This is a genomic window from Thioclava sp. GXIMD4216, assembly GCF_037949285.1.
GTDB lineage: Bacteria > Pseudomonadota > Alphaproteobacteria > Rhodobacterales > Rhodobacteraceae > Thioclava > Thioclava litoralis.
Genome location: NZ_CP149926.1, coordinates 564,144 through 581,445 on the forward strand (window position 1 = coordinate 564,144; position 17,302 = coordinate 581,445).

16 protein-coding genes are annotated in these 17,302 nt (G+C 62.3%); 6 read left to right on the plus strand and 10 right to left on the minus strand.

Translation table 11 applies throughout. The features are described from left to right. Positions 1-14: 14 nt before the first annotated feature. Positions 15-1,490 (minus strand): AMP nucleosidase, encoded by a 1,476-nt coding sequence (locus WDB88_RS02840; RefSeq protein ID WP_339108693.1) that lies wholly within the window; start codon positions 1,488-1,490, stop codon positions 15-17. Then, positions 1,487-3,280, minus strand: coding sequence for an adenine deaminase (gene ade, locus WDB88_RS02845; protein ID WP_339108694.1), 1,794 nt, complete (start codon positions 3,278-3,280; stop codon positions 1,487-1,489). The genes WDB88_RS02840 and ade overlap by 4 nt, the downstream gene beginning before the upstream one ends. 89 nt (positions 3,281-3,369) lie before the next feature. Between ade and WDB88_RS02850 the strand changes: the two genes are divergently transcribed. The 4 genes from WDB88_RS02850 (at position 3,370) to WDB88_RS02865 (ending at position 5,993) form a co-directional block, all read left to right on the plus strand. After that, positions 3,370-3,672: a SelT/SelW/SelH family protein gene (locus tag WDB88_RS02850; protein ID WP_339108695.1), complete on the plus strand. Its 303-nt coding sequence runs from the start codon at positions 3,370-3,372 to the stop codon at positions 3,670-3,672. After that, entirely contained in the window at positions 3,669-4,556 is an 888-nt protein-coding gene (locus tag WDB88_RS02855) for an SDR family oxidoreductase (RefSeq protein WP_339108696.1), read from the plus strand. The genes WDB88_RS02850 and WDB88_RS02855 overlap by 4 nt, the downstream gene beginning before the upstream one ends. A gap of 84 nt (positions 4,557-4,640) precedes the next feature. Then, entirely contained in the window at positions 4,641-5,312 is a 672-nt protein-coding gene (locus tag WDB88_RS02860; protein WP_339108697.1) for a phosphatase PAP2 family protein, read from the plus strand. Positions 5,313-5,393: 81 nt separating this feature from the next. Further along, a complete protein-coding gene (locus WDB88_RS02865; protein ID WP_339108698.1) occupies positions 5,394-5,993 on the plus strand; it encodes an outer membrane beta-barrel protein in 600 nt (199 codons plus the stop codon). A gap of 62 nt (positions 5,994-6,055) precedes the next feature. Here WDB88_RS02865 and WDB88_RS02870 read toward each other — a convergent pair whose 3' ends face one another. The 6 genes from WDB88_RS02870 to WDB88_RS02895 all read right to left on the minus strand — a co-directional run bounded on the left by WDB88_RS02870 (position 6,056) and on the right by WDB88_RS02895 (position 13,283). Further along, positions 6,056-7,291, minus strand: coding sequence for an MFS transporter (locus WDB88_RS02870; protein ID WP_339108699.1), 1,236 nt, complete (start codon positions 7,289-7,291; stop codon positions 6,056-6,058). Positions 7,292-7,436: 145 nt separating this feature from the next. Next, positions 7,437-8,618: a TIGR03862 family flavoprotein gene (locus tag WDB88_RS02875; protein ID WP_339108700.1), complete on the minus strand. Its 1,182-nt coding sequence runs from the start codon at positions 8,616-8,618 to the stop codon at positions 7,437-7,439. Further along, positions 8,615-9,637, minus strand: a complete 1,023-nt coding sequence (locus WDB88_RS02880) for a DNA polymerase III subunit delta (RefSeq protein ID WP_339108701.1) — start codon at positions 9,635-9,637, stop codon at positions 8,615-8,617. Before WDB88_RS02880 ends, WDB88_RS02875 begins: the two co-directional genes overlap by 4 nt. Before the next feature lie 57 nt (positions 9,638-9,694). After that, positions 9,695-10,192, minus strand: coding sequence for an LPS assembly lipoprotein LptE (gene lptE, locus WDB88_RS02885; RefSeq protein ID WP_339108702.1), 498 nt, complete (start codon positions 10,190-10,192; stop codon positions 9,695-9,697). Further along, positions 10,179-12,734, minus strand: coding sequence for a leucine--tRNA ligase (leuS, locus tag WDB88_RS02890; RefSeq protein ID WP_339108703.1), 2,556 nt, complete (start codon positions 12,732-12,734; stop codon positions 10,179-10,181). Before leuS ends, lptE begins: the two co-directional genes overlap by 14 nt. A gap of 150 nt (positions 12,735-12,884) precedes the next feature. Next, a complete protein-coding gene (locus WDB88_RS02895; protein WP_339108704.1) occupies positions 12,885-13,283 on the minus strand; it encodes a DUF3576 domain-containing protein in 399 nt (132 codons plus the stop codon). 467 nt (positions 13,284-13,750) lie between these two features. On the opposite strand from WDB88_RS02895, the gene WDB88_RS02900 reads away from it, so the two are divergent. Both WDB88_RS02900 and WDB88_RS02905 read left to right on the plus strand, forming a co-directional pair. Then, positions 13,751-14,785: a porin gene (locus WDB88_RS02900; RefSeq protein WP_339108705.1), complete on the plus strand. Its 1,035-nt coding sequence runs from the start codon at positions 13,751-13,753 to the stop codon at positions 14,783-14,785. A 121-nt stretch (positions 14,786-14,906) separates the two neighbouring features. Then, a complete protein-coding gene (locus WDB88_RS02905) occupies positions 14,907-15,566 on the plus strand; it encodes a YggS family pyridoxal phosphate-dependent enzyme (protein ID WP_339108706.1) in 660 nt (219 codons plus the stop codon). Here the strand turns inward: WDB88_RS02905 and WDB88_RS02910 are convergent. Both WDB88_RS02910 and ribA read right to left on the minus strand, forming a co-directional pair. After that, positions 15,563-16,093, minus strand: coding sequence for a L,D-transpeptidase family protein (locus WDB88_RS02910; protein ID WP_339109457.1), 531 nt, complete (start codon positions 16,091-16,093; stop codon positions 15,563-15,565). The genes WDB88_RS02905 and WDB88_RS02910 overlap by 4 nt on opposite strands. After that, positions 16,093-17,166 (minus strand): GTP cyclohydrolase II, encoded by a 1,074-nt coding sequence (gene ribA, locus WDB88_RS02915; protein ID WP_339108707.1) that lies wholly within the window; start codon positions 17,164-17,166, stop codon positions 16,093-16,095. Before ribA ends, WDB88_RS02910 begins: the two co-directional genes overlap by 1 nt. Positions 17,167-17,302: the final 136 nt, after the last annotated feature.

A 17,302-nucleotide genomic window follows, 5' to 3' on the forward strand; every position in this document is an offset into this window, starting at 1 on the left:
CAGGCGAGACCCATTTAGAGGAAGGCGGTTTCTTCAAAGCTTCGCAATTTGCGACTGTGGATGCGATCCAGCGGCATGGCCGAGATCAGTTCCATCGCGCGCACCCCGATCTGTAGATGGTTGGCCACTTGCGTGCGGTAGAATTCGGTGGCCATGCCGGGCAGCTTCAGCTCGCCATGCAGCGGCTTGTCCGACACGCAGAGAAGCGTGCCATAGGGCACACGGAAGCGGAACCCGTTGGCGGCAATCGTGGCGCTTTCCATATCCAGCGCCACGGCGCGGGACTGGCTGAGCCTTTGCACGGGGCCTGTCTGGTCGCGTAGCTCCCAGTTGCGGTTGTCGATACTGGCCACGGTGCCTGTGCGCATGATGCGCTTGAGTTCATAGCCCTCAAGCTGGGTGACCTCGGCCACCGCATCCTGAAGCGCCACCTGAATCTCGGCCAAGGGCGGGATCGGCACCCAGATCGGCAGGTCATCATCCAGCACATGGTCTTCGCGCAGGTAAGCATGGGCCAGCACGAAATCCCCCAGCTTCTGCGAATTGCGCAGCCCCGCGCAATGGCCCACCATCAGCCAGGCATGCGGACGCAGCACGGCAATATGGTCGGTCGCGGTTTTGGCATTCGACGGGCCGACCCCGATATTGACCAGCGTGATCCCCTGACCATCGGGTTTCTTCATATGATAGGTGGGCATCTGCGGCAGTTTCGCCAGCCCCGGAATATCGCCCTGAGGATCGGTGATCTCGAAATTCCCCGGAGCGACAAAGCTGGTATAGCCCGAAGACGGATCAGCCAGTTTCTCGCGGGCCATCTTCTCGAATTCATCCACATAGAACTGGTAGTTGGTAAACAGCACATGGTTCTGGAAATGCTCGGCCGAGGTCGCGGTGTAATGCGACAGCCGCGCCAGCGAATAATCCACCCGCTGGGCGGTGAAGGGCGCCAGAGGTTTGGTGCCATCAGGCCCCACAGTGAAGGTGCCATTGACGATATCATCGTTCATATTCGCCAGATCGGGCACATCGAAGACATCGCGCAGCGAGAAATCAAGCGCGCCTTCCTGCGGGATCGTCACATCGGGTTTTGACGCCACGGCGAAATGCACCGGCATCGCGGTGTCCGAAGGCCCCACCTGCACCTTGATGCCGTGATTGCGGATCATCAGGTCCAGCTGCTGGGTCAGATAGTTACGGAACAGATCGGGGCGGGTGATCGTGGTGGCAAAGACCCCCGGCACCGGCACATGGCCAAAGCTCAGCCGGCTGTCATGTTTGAGATGCGAGGCCACGGTGACCCTAACTTCCGGATAGAAGGCGCGATACCGCGTGGCGGCCTGACCGCTTTCCATCGTGGCGTTGAACTTCTCCAGCAGGAAGCCGGTCGCCTCTTCGTAAAGCGCGATCACTCGGGCCACGGCGGCCTTTGCATCATCAAAGAATTCCGGCTCGGCCGAGGCGGGCATCTGGATTTCGAGGCGCTCACTCATTCAAAAAGCTCCGTCAGTTCGAATTTCGTCACATCCACAAGGCCAAGGTCCGAGATCCGGATTTCGGGGATCACCACAAGGGCCAGCAGGCTGTGCTGCATATAGGCGTTGTTCAGGGTGCAGCCGCAGGCGGCCATCGCCGCGACCATCGCATCGGCGCGTTTGGCCACGGTGGCCGCCGGATCATCCGACATCAGCCCCGCGATCGGCAGCGGCACCGAGGCCAGTTCCTCGCCATCCTTCCAGACCGAGATCCCGCCGCCCATCTCGCCCAGACGGTTGGCGCATTTGGCCATCATCTCGCGGTCGGTGCCGACAACGATCATATGGTGGCTGTCATGGGCCACGGTGGACCCCATCGCCATCCGGCCTTTATAGCCAAAGCCCGACACAAACCCGTTGGTGACCTGCCCCGTGGCGCGATGGCGTTCGACCAGCGCGATCTGGGCGACCTCGCCTTGGGCCTCCACGCGGCCCTCGGTGACGGGCAGGGTGGCGGTCAGCGCGCGGGTAGGCGCCTGGTTTTCCACAACCCCGATCACGCGGGCGGTGACCTCATTGGCGCCCTCGGGTGCGTCGATGATGAAGTCATCGGCGTCCAGCCGTTTGCCCAGCTTCACCGTCTGCCGAGCCGCGGGCGGCCAGTCGTAATGCGGACACTCGACCATCAGCGTGCCATTCATCGCGACCGTTTGGCCCCGCGCGATCACATGTTCCACCGGCAGGGTCTTGAGATCCGAGGACAGGATAATATCCGCCCGACGGCCCGGCGTGATCGAGCCCAGCTCGCGCTCCAGCCCGAAATGGGTGGCGGTGTTGATCGTGCACATCTGCAAAGCCACCAGCGGATCGGCGCCGCAATCCACCGCATGACGGTAGACGCGGTTCATATGACCGTCATTCACCAGAGTGCCGGAGTGGCAGTCATCGGTGCAAAGGATAAAATTGCGCGGGTCCAGACCCTTTTGGGTGATGGCGGTAATCTGGCTTTCCACATCATACCAAGCCGACCCGAGCCGCACCATCGCGCGCATCCCCTGCCGCATGCGGGCAATCGCATCGGCCTCGCAGGTGCCCTCGTGGTCATCCGCCGGACCGCCCGCCACATAGGCGCGGAAGGGCGCGCCAAGATCGGGCGAGGCATAATGCCCGCCCACCGTCCTGCCCGCGTCTTGGGTCGCGGCAATCTCGGCCAGCATCTTGGGGTCGGCATTCACCACTCCGGGGAAGTTCATCATCTCGCCCAGACCGATGATACCGGGCCAGGTCATTGCCTCGGCCACATCCTCGGGGGAAATCTCGAAGCCCGTCGTCTCCAGCCCCGGAGCCGAGGGCGCGCAGGACGGCATCTGGGTGAAGATATTCACCGGCTGAAGGGCAGCTTCGTCATGCATCATCCGCACACCCTGAAGGCCAAGCACATTGGCGATCTCATGGGGGTCGGTGAACATGGTGGTGGTGCCATGCGGGATTACGGCTGCGGCAAATTCCGCCGGTGTCAGCATGCCGCTTTCGATATGCATATGCGCATCACATAGACCGGGCAGCATGAAACGCCCATTGGCCTCGATCACCTCTGTCTCGGGGCCGATAGAGGCCGACAGATCGGGCGCTACGGCCGCAATGCGGCCATCGGCAATCGCGATATCATGGCCGTCCAGCACCTCGCGGGTGTGGACATTGACCCATTTGCCCTGACGGATCACCAGATCGGCGGGCGCGCGCCCTGCGGCCACGGCAATCAGGCGCGTGGCGGCTTCGGGCCATGTTTTCAGTGTGTTCATATCCATGTCCCACTGTGTCTTGGGTTTTTCCACAACGCAAGATGGTGCGAACATCATGCGTTGTTTTGACGTTTTGTCCGCGCTACATCTTCCGTATGACACAGATGCGAAAACCCAAGATCTCGATCACCTATTGCACCGGCTGCAACTGGCTTTTGCGTGCCGGATGGATGGCGCAGGAACTGTTGCAGACCTTCACCGAGGATCTGGCCGAGGTCTCGCTGATCCCCGGCTATGGCGGGGTCTATGAAATCCGGCTGGATGGCGATCTGATCTGGGAGCGCAAGCGCGATGGCGGCTTCCCCGAACCCAAAGAGATCAAGCGCCGCATCCGCGATGTGATCGAACCCGACCGCGATCTGGGCCATATCGACAAACATAGCGAGGCAAAGCCATGAAGACCCTTCTTTCCATCGGGCATGGCTATTCGGCCCGCGCGATTGCTCCGGCGCTGATCGAGAATGGCTGGACGGTCTATGGCACCGTCCGCACGGAAGAAAGTGCTGCTTTGGCCGAGGCGCAGGGGGTCAAGCCGATTATCTGGACCGCGCCTGATGATCCGTCGGTGCTGCCTCTGGATGAGGCCACGCATATCCTGTCATCCGTGGCGCCCGAGCGTGGCGAGGACCAGATGGACCCAGTGCTGGCCTGCGCTGCGATGGAGATCGCCCATGCGCCGCAGCTCGAATGGATCGGCTATCTGTCCACCATCGGCGTCTATGGCGACCGTGAGGGCGGCTGGGTGGATGAATATTCCGAGCGCACGCCCTCTACCGCGCGGGGGCGCGCCCGCCTTCAGGCCGAAGAGATGTGGACGCGTCTGGGCCAGATTGCCGATATTCCGGTCAATCTGTTCCGGCTGGCGGGTATCTATGGTCCGGGACGAGGTCCTTTCGAAAAGGTGCGCCAAGGCAAGGCCCGTATCATCAACAAACCGGGGCAGGTGTTTTCGCGCATCCATGTCGAGGATATCGCGCAGGTGGTCCATGCCGCGATCCTGCGCCGTGATCTGGCGGGGGCGTGGAATGTCTGCGACGATTGCCCCATCGATCCGGGCGAGGTGCTGGCCTATGCTGCCGAGTTGCTGAACCTGCCCAAACCACCCGTGGTCGATTTCGATAGCGCCGAGATGTCGCCGATGGCGCGCAGTTTCTATTCTGAATCGCGCCGCGTGAAGAACGACCGCATCAAGGATGAGCTGGGCGTCACGCTGAAATATCCCGATTATCGCACCGGATTGCAGGCTCTGCTAGATCAGGGGCTGGATCAGGACGCGCGCTAGACGGCCTTTTCCGACAGGCTGTCATCTGGTTGTAAGGTTCGTTTCCGAAAACTCTCCACAACGTTTTATGTTGTGGAGTGGTCCATGATCAACCAGCCTTTGCGCAGCTTTTCCCTGTCTTCGGGCCGCCGCCTGCGTGCAAAGCGGGTGCCGCTTCTGGTGATGGGGATTCTGGCGCTGGTGATCGCGCTTAGCCCACCCAGCCCGCGCCGCTATGGCGACCACCTGCAAATCGCGCTGCCGGTTCTGGCGCTGGGCTGCGAGATCGCCAATGGCAATGGCCTCGAATATCTGGGCCGCTATGTGGTGCTGTTTGCCGGAATTCACGGCACCAAACGCACGCTTGGGGATATTCCGCTGAACACGCGGCCCAATGGCAAGCCTTATGGCTTCCCCTCGGGCCATACCGCGACGGCCACATTCGGGGCTGCAAGCCTTGTGAACAGCTGCCTGCTTTCCAGCCCTGTGGCAAAGGGGGCTGTGATTCTGGCAGCGGCATTCACCGGTGCCAGCCGTATCCAGTCGCATAATCATGACATCTGGCAGGTTCTGGCGGGCGCGATCTGGGGGATCGCCTGCAATGGCCTGTTCCGGCGCGAAAGCTTCATGCGGCGGGTGCTGAGACGGGGCGCGAAAGCGGCGGGTCGTGCAGCCCGTCGCGGGATGCGTCCGGTTCTTGCCGTAGGAGCGTGGCTTCCGGCGCAGGTTTTCGCGCTGCGTCGGGCCAAGCCATTGCGTACCAGAAAGGGAGTATGAGCGATGCGGGTCCGTGCAAGGGGCGTTGCCTGCGGAATTGTCGCCTGCGGGTGCGCGGGGCTTGCGCTGGCTGAACCCGTATTGGCTGAAACGGACGTCTCGGTCTATCTGGGCGGCCAGTCCGCTCCGCATTCGGGGGTCAGGATCCGCGATCATCTCGACCTTGGTGACCGCGACTTTACAGCCGGTTGGGACGGGAACTCCTGGACGGCCCCCTATTACTGGGGGGCGCGTATCACCCGCTGGCAGGATGCCCGTTTTGGCTGGGGCGCGGAGTTTACGCATACCAAGGTCTATGCCGATCGCGCCACATTGGCCAAGGCCGGTATGTCGCATTTCGAGTTTTCGGACGGGCTGAATATCGCCACGGTCAATGTGATGTATCGCTGGCCCGGTGTGCTGCGGCCAGAGGTGACGCCCTATGTGCTGGGAGGGGTCGGGGTGTCCATCCCGCATGTTGAGACGGTGACGGCCAATGACCGCACCTGGGGGTATCAGCTGGGCGGTCCTGCGGTCCGGCTGGGCGCGGGCGTCAGCTATGCTTTTACCGAACGCTGGTCGGCCTTTGGCGAATACCAGTTTACATGGTCGCGCAATGATGTGGATTTCAAGCAGGGCGGCAGCCTGACGACGGATCTTGTCACCAATGCGGTGAATATCGGGGTAAGCTATGCGTTCTGACGCGACAAGCGGTGCCTGAAGGAAAAAGCCCCGCAGATGCGGGGCTTTCGTTGCGTGCTGGCTCAGGCGGTTTGCAGGTCCAGCGGGCGTTCTCTCACGGGCAGATGGATGATGGCCGAGAGCAGCCCGACCCCGACGCCCACCCACCAGACCGCGGTGTAATTGCCGTAGATGTCGTAAAACCGCCCGCCCAGCCAGACGCCCAGAAACGCCCCAAGCTGATGGCTGAAAAACACCACCCCGTAGAGCGTGCCCATATAGCGCAGCCCGTAAATCTGAGCCACCAGCCCTGAGGTCAGCGGCACCGTGGCCAGCCACAACGCGCCCATCACCAGCGAGAAGACCAGCACAGAGGCAGGGGTGATCGGCAACAGGATGAAGGCCCCTGCCGCAATCGTCCGGCCCAGATAAACCGTGGCCAGCAGGTATTTCTTGGACCAGCGATGGCCGGCCCAGCCCGCAAAGACGGTGCCTGCGATATTGGCCATGCCGATGACGGCAATCGAGACCGCCCCAAGCGCCGAGGTTGTCTCGATGCCGAGCCCTGCCAGAAGCGAGCCGGGAGCGATGGCGCCGCACATTTCGGTAATCATGGCGGGGAAATGCGCCGTGATGAAGCCAAGCTGGTAGCCGCAGGAGAAGAAGCCGATAAAAATCAGCGAATAGCTCGGGTCGCGGAACGCGCGGCCCAGCACCTGCCCCATGCTTTCGCTCGGACCGTTCGGGGCGCTGGCCTCGGGGGCGCGCAGCATGGGCAGCAGGGAGAGGGTGGCAAGGATCATCAGGGCGAAGATTATGAAGACGCTCTGCCAGCTCATGAAGGCCAGCAGGATCTCGGCCAGAGGGGCACCGAAGACTTGCCCCGCCGACCCTGCGGCCGTGGCGATGCCAAGCGCCAGAGACCGGTTCTTGTCGGAGCTGGCCCGCCCGACGATGGCGAGGATGACGCCAAAGCCTGTGCCCGCAATGCCGAACCCGACGAGGGTTTCAAGAAACTGGTGTTGCAGAGCCGTTGTCGCGAAGGAGGAAAAGACCAGCCCTGCGGCGTAAAGGAAGGCCCCCAGAATGATTGCCCGACGGTCGCCGAAACGTTCGGCGATGGCCCCGAAAATGGGTTGGCCGATCCCCCAGAACAGGTTCTGGATGGCGATGGCGAGCGAGAACTCGGCGCGGGGCCAGCTGAACTCTTCGGCGATCGGGATCTGGAAGACCCCGAAACTTGCGCGGATGGCGAAGCTGATCATCAGGATAATGGCGGATCCGATCAGGATCGGGGTGAAAAGGCGTTGGTTTTGCATGGGGGCTCCCTGTCTTGCGGCCACAGTCGGGGGAATGCTCTGGCGCGTCAAGCGGGGGCTTGTGATGGATACAATCGCGGCAGGGGCTCTGCCCCTCTGGCCCTTGCGGGCCATTCACCCCGGGATATTTCAGGCAGCTGGAAGGTCAGGCAGCTGGAAGGGTTGAGAGCCTTCGGGCGGCGGCGCGGCCTGCGGCATATCCGGTGGCGAAGCAGGCGGTCAGCAGGTAGCCGCCTGTCGGGGCCTCCCAGTCGAGCATTTCCCCTGCGGCGAAGGTGTTGGGGATGGCTGTGAGTTCGAGGCCGTCTGTCAGGGCCGTGGCGGCGATGCCGCCTGCCGTGGAGATGGCTTCGGTGATCGGGAAGGGCGCGCCCAAGGGAGTGGGGAGATGTTTCAGGCGTCGGGCCAGTTGGACTGGGTCAGAGGGCAGCGGGCGGGCCCATTCGTTCAGGAGTGCCAGTTTGGTCGGGTCGAGTCTGGTGATTTTGCGCAGGTGGTTGGAGAGGCTTGCCTTGCCGCGGGGTTTGGCGAGTTTCTGTGCAAGTGCGTCGAGTGGCGTGTCGGGCAGCAGGTCCAGTGCCAGCGGGGCGCCATTGCGCAATTCGGCCGAGAGTTCATAGATGCCGCCGCCTTCCAGCCCTCGGGCAGAGAGAACGCATTCTGCTTTCAGGCTGCGGGTCGGGGTAATGAGCGCGATGGATTTCAGCGGGCTGCCGAAATGGGGGTGCATATGGGGCGACCAGTCGATGTGGAAGCCCATATTGGCGGGTTGGAAGGGGGTGAGGAGGACGCCTTTTGCCTTGAGCGCGTCGGTCCAGCCGCCTGTCGAGCCGAGTTTGGGCCATGAGGCACCGCCCAAGGCGAGGACGCAGACCTTGGGGGTCAGTCTTTGCGGGCCGTCGGGGGTGTTGAAAAGGACGGCGGTGCCGTCCCAGCCCGTCCAGTGCCAGCGTTGGTGTCTTGTGACGCCGAGGCTGTCGAGGCGGGCGAGCCATGCGCGCAGGAAAGGCGAGGCTTTCATGCCGGTGGGGAAGACGCGTCCGCTGGAGCCCGTGAAGATGTCGATGCCGAGGTCGCGGGCGAAGGCCTGCATCTGCGCGGCGCCGAAGGATGTGACATAGGGGCGGATCCATGCCTCGGGGTAATGGGCGGCAAGGGCCTCGGGCGGTTCGTCTTTGGTGAGATTCAGCCCCGATTTGCCCGCCATCAGGAATTTGCGGGCAGGGGTGGGCATCGCATCTGCCACGGTCACGCGGTGGCCTGCGCGGGCGATCTGTTCGGCGGCCATCAGCCCCGCAGGGCCTGCGCCAATGACCAGCGCCGTCATCGTCTGGCCATCATCGACAGCCGAAGGAAGGCACGCTCGATCAGGGCCATTTGTGGTGCGCGCGAGGCGGACCGCAGGGTGAGGTCGGTCTCGATCAGGATCTGGAGCGCCTCTTCCAGACGGAACATGCCCCAGCTTTGCGCCTGTCTTTGCATCCGGTCGCGGCGTGGGCCGAAGATGGGCGGGCGCATCTTGGCGATGCCTGCTCCGGGGCCGCCGGGGTCGGAGGCCGCAGCATGGAGGGCGCGGAAGTGGCGCAGCGCCTGAATGGCAAGTGCGACGGGCTGGATACCCTGACCGGTCAGGCGGGTCATCATGGGCCCCAGCTCATTGGCGCGGCCTTCGGCAACGATGTTCAACAGATCATCCGTGCCTGCCTCGATGGTGGCGGGCGCGCAGGCATGGATATCGGCGGGGGTGACAGGGGCGCTTTCGCCATGCATATAAAGCGCAAGCTTATCAACCGTTTGCCGGAAGTCACCCGGATCAAGGGCGCGGGCGAGGTTATGCAGGTCTGTCGTGGCCTCGGGCGTCATCTGGGCAATGCCCGCGCGTTTGAGGATATCCTCGATTTCCTCGCGCGAGGGCGGGTCGTCATAGATGCCGATGGCATAGGCGTTCTGATGGGTCTCGAAGACCTTGCGCAGCTTGGATTTGGCGGTCAGCGACCCTGCGGTGACCACAATCTGTGCGTCCCCCGCATGCCAGTCCTTGACCGCCGCTGCGATGGCATCGGTCAGACCGTCGGTTGCCTGTTCCACGAAAACCGCCCGAGGGCCGGGGAAGAAGCCCACGGCTTTGACGGCATCGGCCAGCAAGGCACTGTCGCGGCGCAGCTCGGAGGCTTCGATGCGGGTCAGCCGCATCTCTTCTTCGGCGGTGGGCCCCAGAAGCGCCTTCAACATCTCTTGTCGGCGCAAGGCCACCCGCATCGCATCCGCCCCGAAGATCAGCAGTCCCATACGGTCTGGATCGGGCTTGGCAAAATAGCGTGTGGCAGCGGCGCCGGTCAGTTTCATGCCAGAGTCTTTCTTGGGCCGGTCTTGCTTGCAAAGGCCGGAACGGCCCGCATGGGGTTATTCGGGAAGCGATCCGGCCTGCGCCAGAAGCCGTGTCACGGTCTGGTCTGCCAGAATACGCATCAGGCGTTTATGGGCGTCGCGCTCGGCGGTCTGGGTAGCAACAATGGTGCCGGTTGCCGACCAGCTGGTGAAGGAGCTGACACGCCCCGTCAACAGGACCGCATCATTGGCCATATCATACAGCCGGTAGGTGGCCGTTCCGTTGAGCGAATAGCGGTTGGTCACATCGTCCTGGCTAATGGCCTGCCCCATGACGCCGGTGGTGATCGTGTAGGACAGGCGGTAGCGCGGAGTTTGCGCCGGACCCAGACGTTCGGACAGGCGGCGGCGATAGGCGAAGTCGTCCTGGCTTTGGGGGGCATCGACCTGCAAGGCCGACAGGAGTTTCGCGCCACCGCCCTGCGGGCCATAGGCGGGAGTGAAGCCGCAAGCGGCCAAAGCGGGGGCGGCAAGCGCCCCCAGCAGGAAGGTTCGGCGGTTAGATGACCACATTGACGATACGCCCCGGAACAACGATCAGTTTCTTGGGCTGCCCACCGGCCAGCGCCTTTTGCACATGCTCGTCTGCCAGAACCCGTTTTTCAACCTCGTCTTTGGGCATATCCTTCGGCACGCTCAGTTCCGAGCGGCGCTTGCCATTGATCTGGATCGGCAGGGTGACGTTGTCATCCACCACCAACGCCGGATCGGCCTTGGGCCAAGCGGCTTTCACCACGAAACCCTCGCCGCCCATCAACGCCCAGATATCCTCGGCCAAATGCGGCACCATCGGCGACATCAGCTGCGCGGTCAGCTTCATTGCCTCGCGGCGGGCCGCATTCGAGGCCTGCGTTTTCGACAGGGTGTTGGCCTGTTCATAGAGTTTCGCGATCGCCTTGTTGAAGGCGAAGCCCTCGATGGATTTGGTGATCTCGTCGATGGCCTTATGGGTCGCGCGCATCAGGTCTTCATCGGCCTTTGCCTCGCCATCGGCCCCTTCCGCGATGTCATTGGCAATGCGCCAGACACGGGCAAGGAACTTGCTGGCGGCTTCCGCACCGGCCGCCGTCCATTCGACATCACGCTCGGGCGGGCTGTCGGACATAACAAACCAGCGTGCGGTATCGGCGCCGAAATCGCGGATGATATTCATCGGGTCCACGACGTTGTTCTTCGATTTCGACATCTTGGCCGAGGGCACCACGGTGACCTTCTCGCCCGTTTCCTTCACATAGGTGCCGTCTTCGCGCTCTTCGACCTGTTCGGGATAGTGATAGACGGGGCGACCGTCTGCTCCGGTGGTCTTGAAGATCGCATGGGTCACCATGCCTTGGGTGAACAGCGCGTTGAAGGGCTCGCGGGCCGAATCGGGCAGATGGCCGGTCTCATTCATCGCACGGGCGAAGAAGCGCGAGTACAGCAGGTGGAGAATCGCATGCTCGATGCCGCCGATATACTGGTCGACATTCATCCAGTATTTCGTCTCGTCGGTGGTGGGCGTATCGGCCCGCGCGCAGGTGAAGCGCGAGTAATACCACGAGCTGTCCACAAAGGTGTCCATCGTGTCGGTTTCACGCTTGGCCGCTGCCCCACATTTCGGGCAGGTGCAATCGCGCCATGTCGGGTGACGGTCCAGCGGGTTGCCGGGCACGTCGAAAGCGACGTCATCGGGCAGGCGGACGGGCAGATTGGCCTTCGATTCGGGGACCACGCCGCAGGTCGGGCAATGGACAACCGGAATCGGGCAGCCCCAATAGCGCTGACGCGACAGGCCCCAGTCGCGCAGGCGGAACTTGGTCACGCCTTTGCCAAAGCCCTTGTCTTCGGCGAACTTGATCGCTGTAGCTACGCCCTCTTCGCCGGTTTGCAGGTCATTGCCCGCGAATCCGCGGATATAGCGGACCTTCTCGGTTTTGGCGGGAACGAAGGCTTCGGTCAGCGCCGCCTCTTCCGCGCCTTCGGCGGTGAAGACAGGGGTGATCGGCAGCGAATATTTGGTGGCAAATTCGAAATCGCGCTCGTCATGGGCGGGGCAGCCGAAGATCGCGCCGGTGCCGTAATCCATCAGGATGAAGTTGGCGACCCAGACGGGCAGTTCCCAATTCGGGTCCAGCGGGTGTTTCACGCGGATGCCGGTGTCGCGGCCCAGCTTCTCGGCGGTCTCGATGGCTTCTTCGGTGGTGCCGCCCTTGCGACAGTCCGCGAGGAAGGCGGCAAACTCGGGGTTGCCCTTCTCCAGCTCTTTCGCCAGCGGGTGATCGGGCGAGATCCCCACAAAGCCCGCGCCCATCAGTGTGTCGGGACGGGTGGTATAGCAGTCGATGGTCTCAAAACCGGCAGGCGCATTCAGCGTTTCAAAGCCGAATTCGAGGCCCTGCGACTTGCCGATCCAGTTGGCCTGCATCAGGCGCACCTTCTCGGGCCAGTCCTTCAGATTATCGAGGCTGTCCAGAAGATCGCCCGCCATATCGGAGATCTTGAAGAACCATTGCGTCAGTTCCTTACGCTCGACATCCGCGCCCGAGCGCCAGCCCTTGCCGTCGATCACCTGTTCGTTGGCCAGAACGGTCATATCGACCGGATCCCAGTTCACGACGGCATTCTTGCGATAGACCAGACCCTTTTCCAGCATATCAAGGAACATCGCCTGCTGCTGGCCGTAATATTCCGGATCGCAGGTCGCGAATTCGCGCGTCCAGTCAAGCGAGAAGCCCAGCGGGCGCAACTGGCCCTTCATCGTCTCGATATTGGCATAGGTCCAGTCTTTCGGATGACCGCCCGAGGCCATCGCGGCATTCTCGGCGGGCATCCCGAAGGCGTCCCAGCCCATCGGGTGCAGCACGGCCAGACCGCAGCTCATTTTGTAACGGGCAACCACATCCCCCATGGTGTAGTTGCGCACATGGCCCATATGGATGCGCCCCGACGGATAGGGGAACATCTCGAGCACATAGTATTTCTCTTTATCGGCATCGGGCTTGGCGGTGAAAACACCGGCCTCCGCCCATGCGTCTTGCCATTTCTGTTCGGTCTGGCTCGGTGCGTATTGCGCCATGTCTCGCCCCTTGAGCTGCGAATTACTGTATTTACGTGCTTGCTACACTGTCCACAGGGCCAAGGTCCAGACAGCTTGGGGATAAAGCATGGCCCCTATGCAAAACGCCCGGCACTTGGCCGGGCGTTTCGGAACCTCTGTCGGGGCCGCTTACAGCTTCGAATCGGCCACGCGCAGCTGGCGGGCGCGGGTCAGGATCGCATCCTCGACCGCCTGCACGGTTTCCGCCGATACCGTCCCGCCACGCGATTCGAGCGCGACTTTCAACGAGCGCGCATCCAGTGCCGGGTCCGTGACATGGATCGTGGCACGATAGGCACGGCCACCGCCGGGCGGGGTGCCATAGCCGGTGACGATCACGCCGGTGAACGGGTCGACCGACTGGATCGGCAGGAAATCGAGCACATCAAGGCTGGCCTGCCAGATATATTTGTTCACCTCGACCGTCACATTCGGGTCGTCATTGTTTTTGAACAGATCGAACAGCGTCGAACGCGGGCCACGATCCGCCGGATTCGTGCGGGTCGCGCCTTCGACATCATCGCTCATATGCGATTCTTTCGAAACATCGCGATATCCGCCCTCGGGCGCATTTTTCTGATTCCACGTGAAATTATGGCCGCATGCAGCCAGAGACAGAATAAGGCCGCCAACTGCCGTCATGCGGATGGTCTTTTGGATCGTCATCAAAACGCTGCCCCCTGATCGCCTGCCACACACACTTCATACACGCGCGCAGGATCTAGTGTCGTCTATTGGTTTTGTCCTTATCTTATGGCCCAAGAGGGGACAAGGCATTTCCCTTTAAACATTCGTCATCACACTGCCAGAAAAGGGCGCATTGGCGGGGCCGCGCCGTGTGGCGGGGTGTGGCAAGAGTGCACCACGCAAATATGCCTGTGCTCACGAGGCTTTGCTTTTCGTTGCATTGCGCGGCGCAGAGGGTGAAAAGACTGCCATACCCAATTCGGATTTCCCTGAGTTGGGGCTGACCTTAGAGACAATGAGGGAAAACGATGAAAAAGGTTCTCTTCGCGACGACCGCTCTGGTCCTGTCCGCAGGCGTCGCAGCAGCAGAAGTTTCGCTTTCGGGCGACGGCCGTATGGGTGTCAAGTCGGTTGACGACGCGATCAACTTCTCGAGCCGTGCACGTGTGAAATTCACCCTGTCGGGTGAGTCGGACTCGGGTATCGCATTCGGCGGTTCGTTCCGTGTTGACCAAGAAGACGAAAACGGCGCTTCGGCATCCAAAGGCGGCGCGGGCACCGTGTTCGTTTCGGGTTCGTTCGGCCGTGTTGAAATGGGCGACGCAGTTGGCGCACCCGAAGCACTGTGGGGCGACTTCTACGAAGTTGGCTACACCGATCTGGGCGACGAAGAAGGCCGTCTCGGCAACGACATCGCGTACCTGACCGGCGACAGCAACCTCGGTATCGCAGGCAACGAAAACCCCGTTCTGCTGTACACCTACTCGACCGGCCCGATCTCGCTGGCAGCATCGTTCTCGGATGGCAAAGAAGGCTACACCGATCAGAACGATCACCAAGAGATGGCTGTTGCAGCTGCCTACACCTGGCAGAACTACACCTTCGGTATCGGCTACGAATATGCTGACAGCAACGATGCTGGCAACTTCGGCACCGGCCTGACCACCGGTACGGTTCTGACCGATGCAACCACCGGTGATTTGTATCTCGAAGAGTACACCGCAAACAAAATGGACCAGGTTGAGCTGGCATTTGTTGGCGCGTTCAACGACCTGAACGTGAAAGCAGTCTACGCTAAAGGCGGCAAAGACAACCCGGTTGACAACTACTTCGCAATCGGCGCCGACTACACCATGGACGCATGGACCTTCGGTGGCTACGTCCAATACGCTGAGCTGGACGATGGCGTTTACTTCACTGACGGTTCGGACGACGTGACCTGGTACGGTCTGGGCGCAGAATACGATCTGGGCGGCGGTCTGTCGGTCAAAGGCGGTATCGCTGACTCGAACCTGGACGACACCGATGTCATGTACGACCTCGGCATGAAGTTCTCGTTCTAATCCCTAACCGGATTGAACGGAAAGAGCGGGCCTTGTGCCCGCTCTTTTGCATTTGTGCTTTGCCTTTTTGTCTGTCGCGTGGTGTCTTGCGCCCGACGAGGTTTAGGCAAAGGACAGGATCATGGGGCTGGAAGACATTATCGAGCGCATCGCGAGCGCCGAGAAACGTGCGGGGCGTGCGCTGGGGTCGGTGCAGCTGATCGCGGTCTCCAAGGTCCAGCCTGCCGAACGTGTCGAGGCCGTTCTGGCGCAGGGCCACAGGCTGTTCGGGGAAAACTACGTGCAGGAAGCGCAAGGCAAATGGCCAAGCTGGCGCGAGACCTATCCCGATGTGCGGGTGGAAATGATCGGGCCGCTACAATCGAACAAGGCCAAGCTGGCGGTCGAGCTGTTCGAGGCGATCCATTCGGTCGACCGGATGTCGCTGGCCAAGAAGCTGGCCCATCTGGCGCAGGAGCGCGGTGAAACGCCCGATCTTTTCGTGCAGGTGAATACGGGCCGCGAGCCGCAGAAGGCCGGTATCCTGCCCGAAGATCTGGACGCCTTCGTGAAAGAGCTGATTGCGATGGACCTGCCGGTGCAGGGGCTGATGTGCATCCCCCCCGAGGGCGCCCCCGCCCGCCCGCATTTCGATGCGCTGGCCGAGATGGCGGGCCGCAACGGGCTTTGGGGGCTGTCGATGGGGATGTCGTCGGATTTCGAGGACGCGATTGCGGCGGGGGCGACCCATGTGCGTGTGGGATCGGCCATTTTCGGCGCGCGCGATTACGCCAAAGCCTAGGCCTTGTCGCGCGGCTTGGCCGTGTGCCGATGCGGGTAACAGGCAAGGGGCGGGATCACGAGGGTCTCGCCCTGTTCCACATTCTGCGCCAGCCAGATCAGGTGATCGCGGCGAAAGGCCAGACAGCCCGCCGTCGGAAAGCCCGCGCGGCGGCGTTGATGCAGGAAAATGGCGGAGCCTTTGCCGTCTTCTGCCTGTGGGTAATTCCAGCTTGTCAGCAGGATGATATCGTAAAGCGGGTCGGCGCGACGCAGTATCTCGTGGCTGGCAGGGAAGGGGGCGCGGACCTGCTGGTTATAGGCGGGATGGCCGGAGGCATCGCACCACAGATCGCGCGGCCCGATGGGTATGGCCCAGGCCGCAGGCGCGGCGATCCGGTCGGCGCGGTAGCGCATGCCGACAATCCGGAGCGTCCCGACCGGCGTGGCCCCGTCGCCCTCGTGCTTGTCCTCCGACAGCCCGCCACGACCGATTTCCACCGGCAGAACCCGCCCGCGCATCCACAGCCCCCGCGGCGTGAGGCGCATCACAGGATATGCCCCGATTTTGCCGCTTTGGTTGCCAGATAATTGGCGTTGAAGCGGCTCATCCCAACTTTCAGCGGCACCCGCTCCACCACATCTATGCCGTGGCTTTGCAACATGGCGACCTTCTTGGGATTGTTCGTCAGCAGCCGCGTCTGGGAAAAGCCCAGCCGTTTCAGCAGAGCCGCCCCGATACGGAAATCGCGCTCGTCATCCTCAAAGCCCAGCCGGTGATTGGCCTCCACCGTGTCAAATCCCTGATCCTGTAGCGAATAGGCGCGCATCTTGTTGGCCAGCCCGATGCCGCGCCCCTCTTGGTTGAGGTAGAGCAGGACACCGGCCCCTGCCTCGCCCATCTGGCGCAAGGCGGCATCAAGCTGCGGGCCGCAATCGCATTTCAGGGACCCCAGCACGTCGCCGGTAAAACAGGCCGAATGCAGCCGCGCCAGAACGGGCTTCATCCTGTCGGGCGCGCCGATCTCGATGGCATAATGCTCTTCGGCACCATTATCGGGGCGGAACACATGCACGCGCCCCGCTTCGGAGGCCCGCAACGGCACCCGTGCGGCAGAGACAGGCGCGAAACGGGCCTCGTTCGCCATGCCTTCCATCGCTTCGGTGACGGTCAGGCGGGTCAGGCCCTCGGGCGCGTCAGCCACCTGAACCAGAAGCGCGGCAGGCAGAAGCTGGGCCGATTTCACCAAGCGGATCGCGGCTCGCGCAACCGAGGCGTCGTCCTCGCGCTGGGTTCTGAAGGGCCCCTTCATCGGGGTTGCAAGGTCGTCCGCGGGGTCCGCGATGGCCTGTAGCCAGCGCAGATCGGCGCTTTCGGTGACCATGATACGGGCCAGATCCCCGTCATAGACGCGGGCCTTCAGCGTTTCGGCCCGCCATGAGGTGATGGCAAGGGTCAGCGGCCCCAGCGCACGCATCGCCGCAAGGCGCGCCGGATCGAGGCTTTCCACCGAGGCGGCCAGCGTCGTTTCATCAAGCACGACCGGCAGCCCCATGCGCAAATCGGCGCGGGCGCGATTGAGTCGTTCGGCAGGCGAGGGGCAAAGAGAACCGGTCATCATGCGAAACTGATAGCGGGGGCTGAAACAAATTGAAACATATCTCGTGATTTTGACACGTCCGCGTGAGAAAGATTTCACCCCCCTTGCCGAATTCGCGTATCGGCACAAAGTCTAACCCGAAGAATGTAAGTAACGA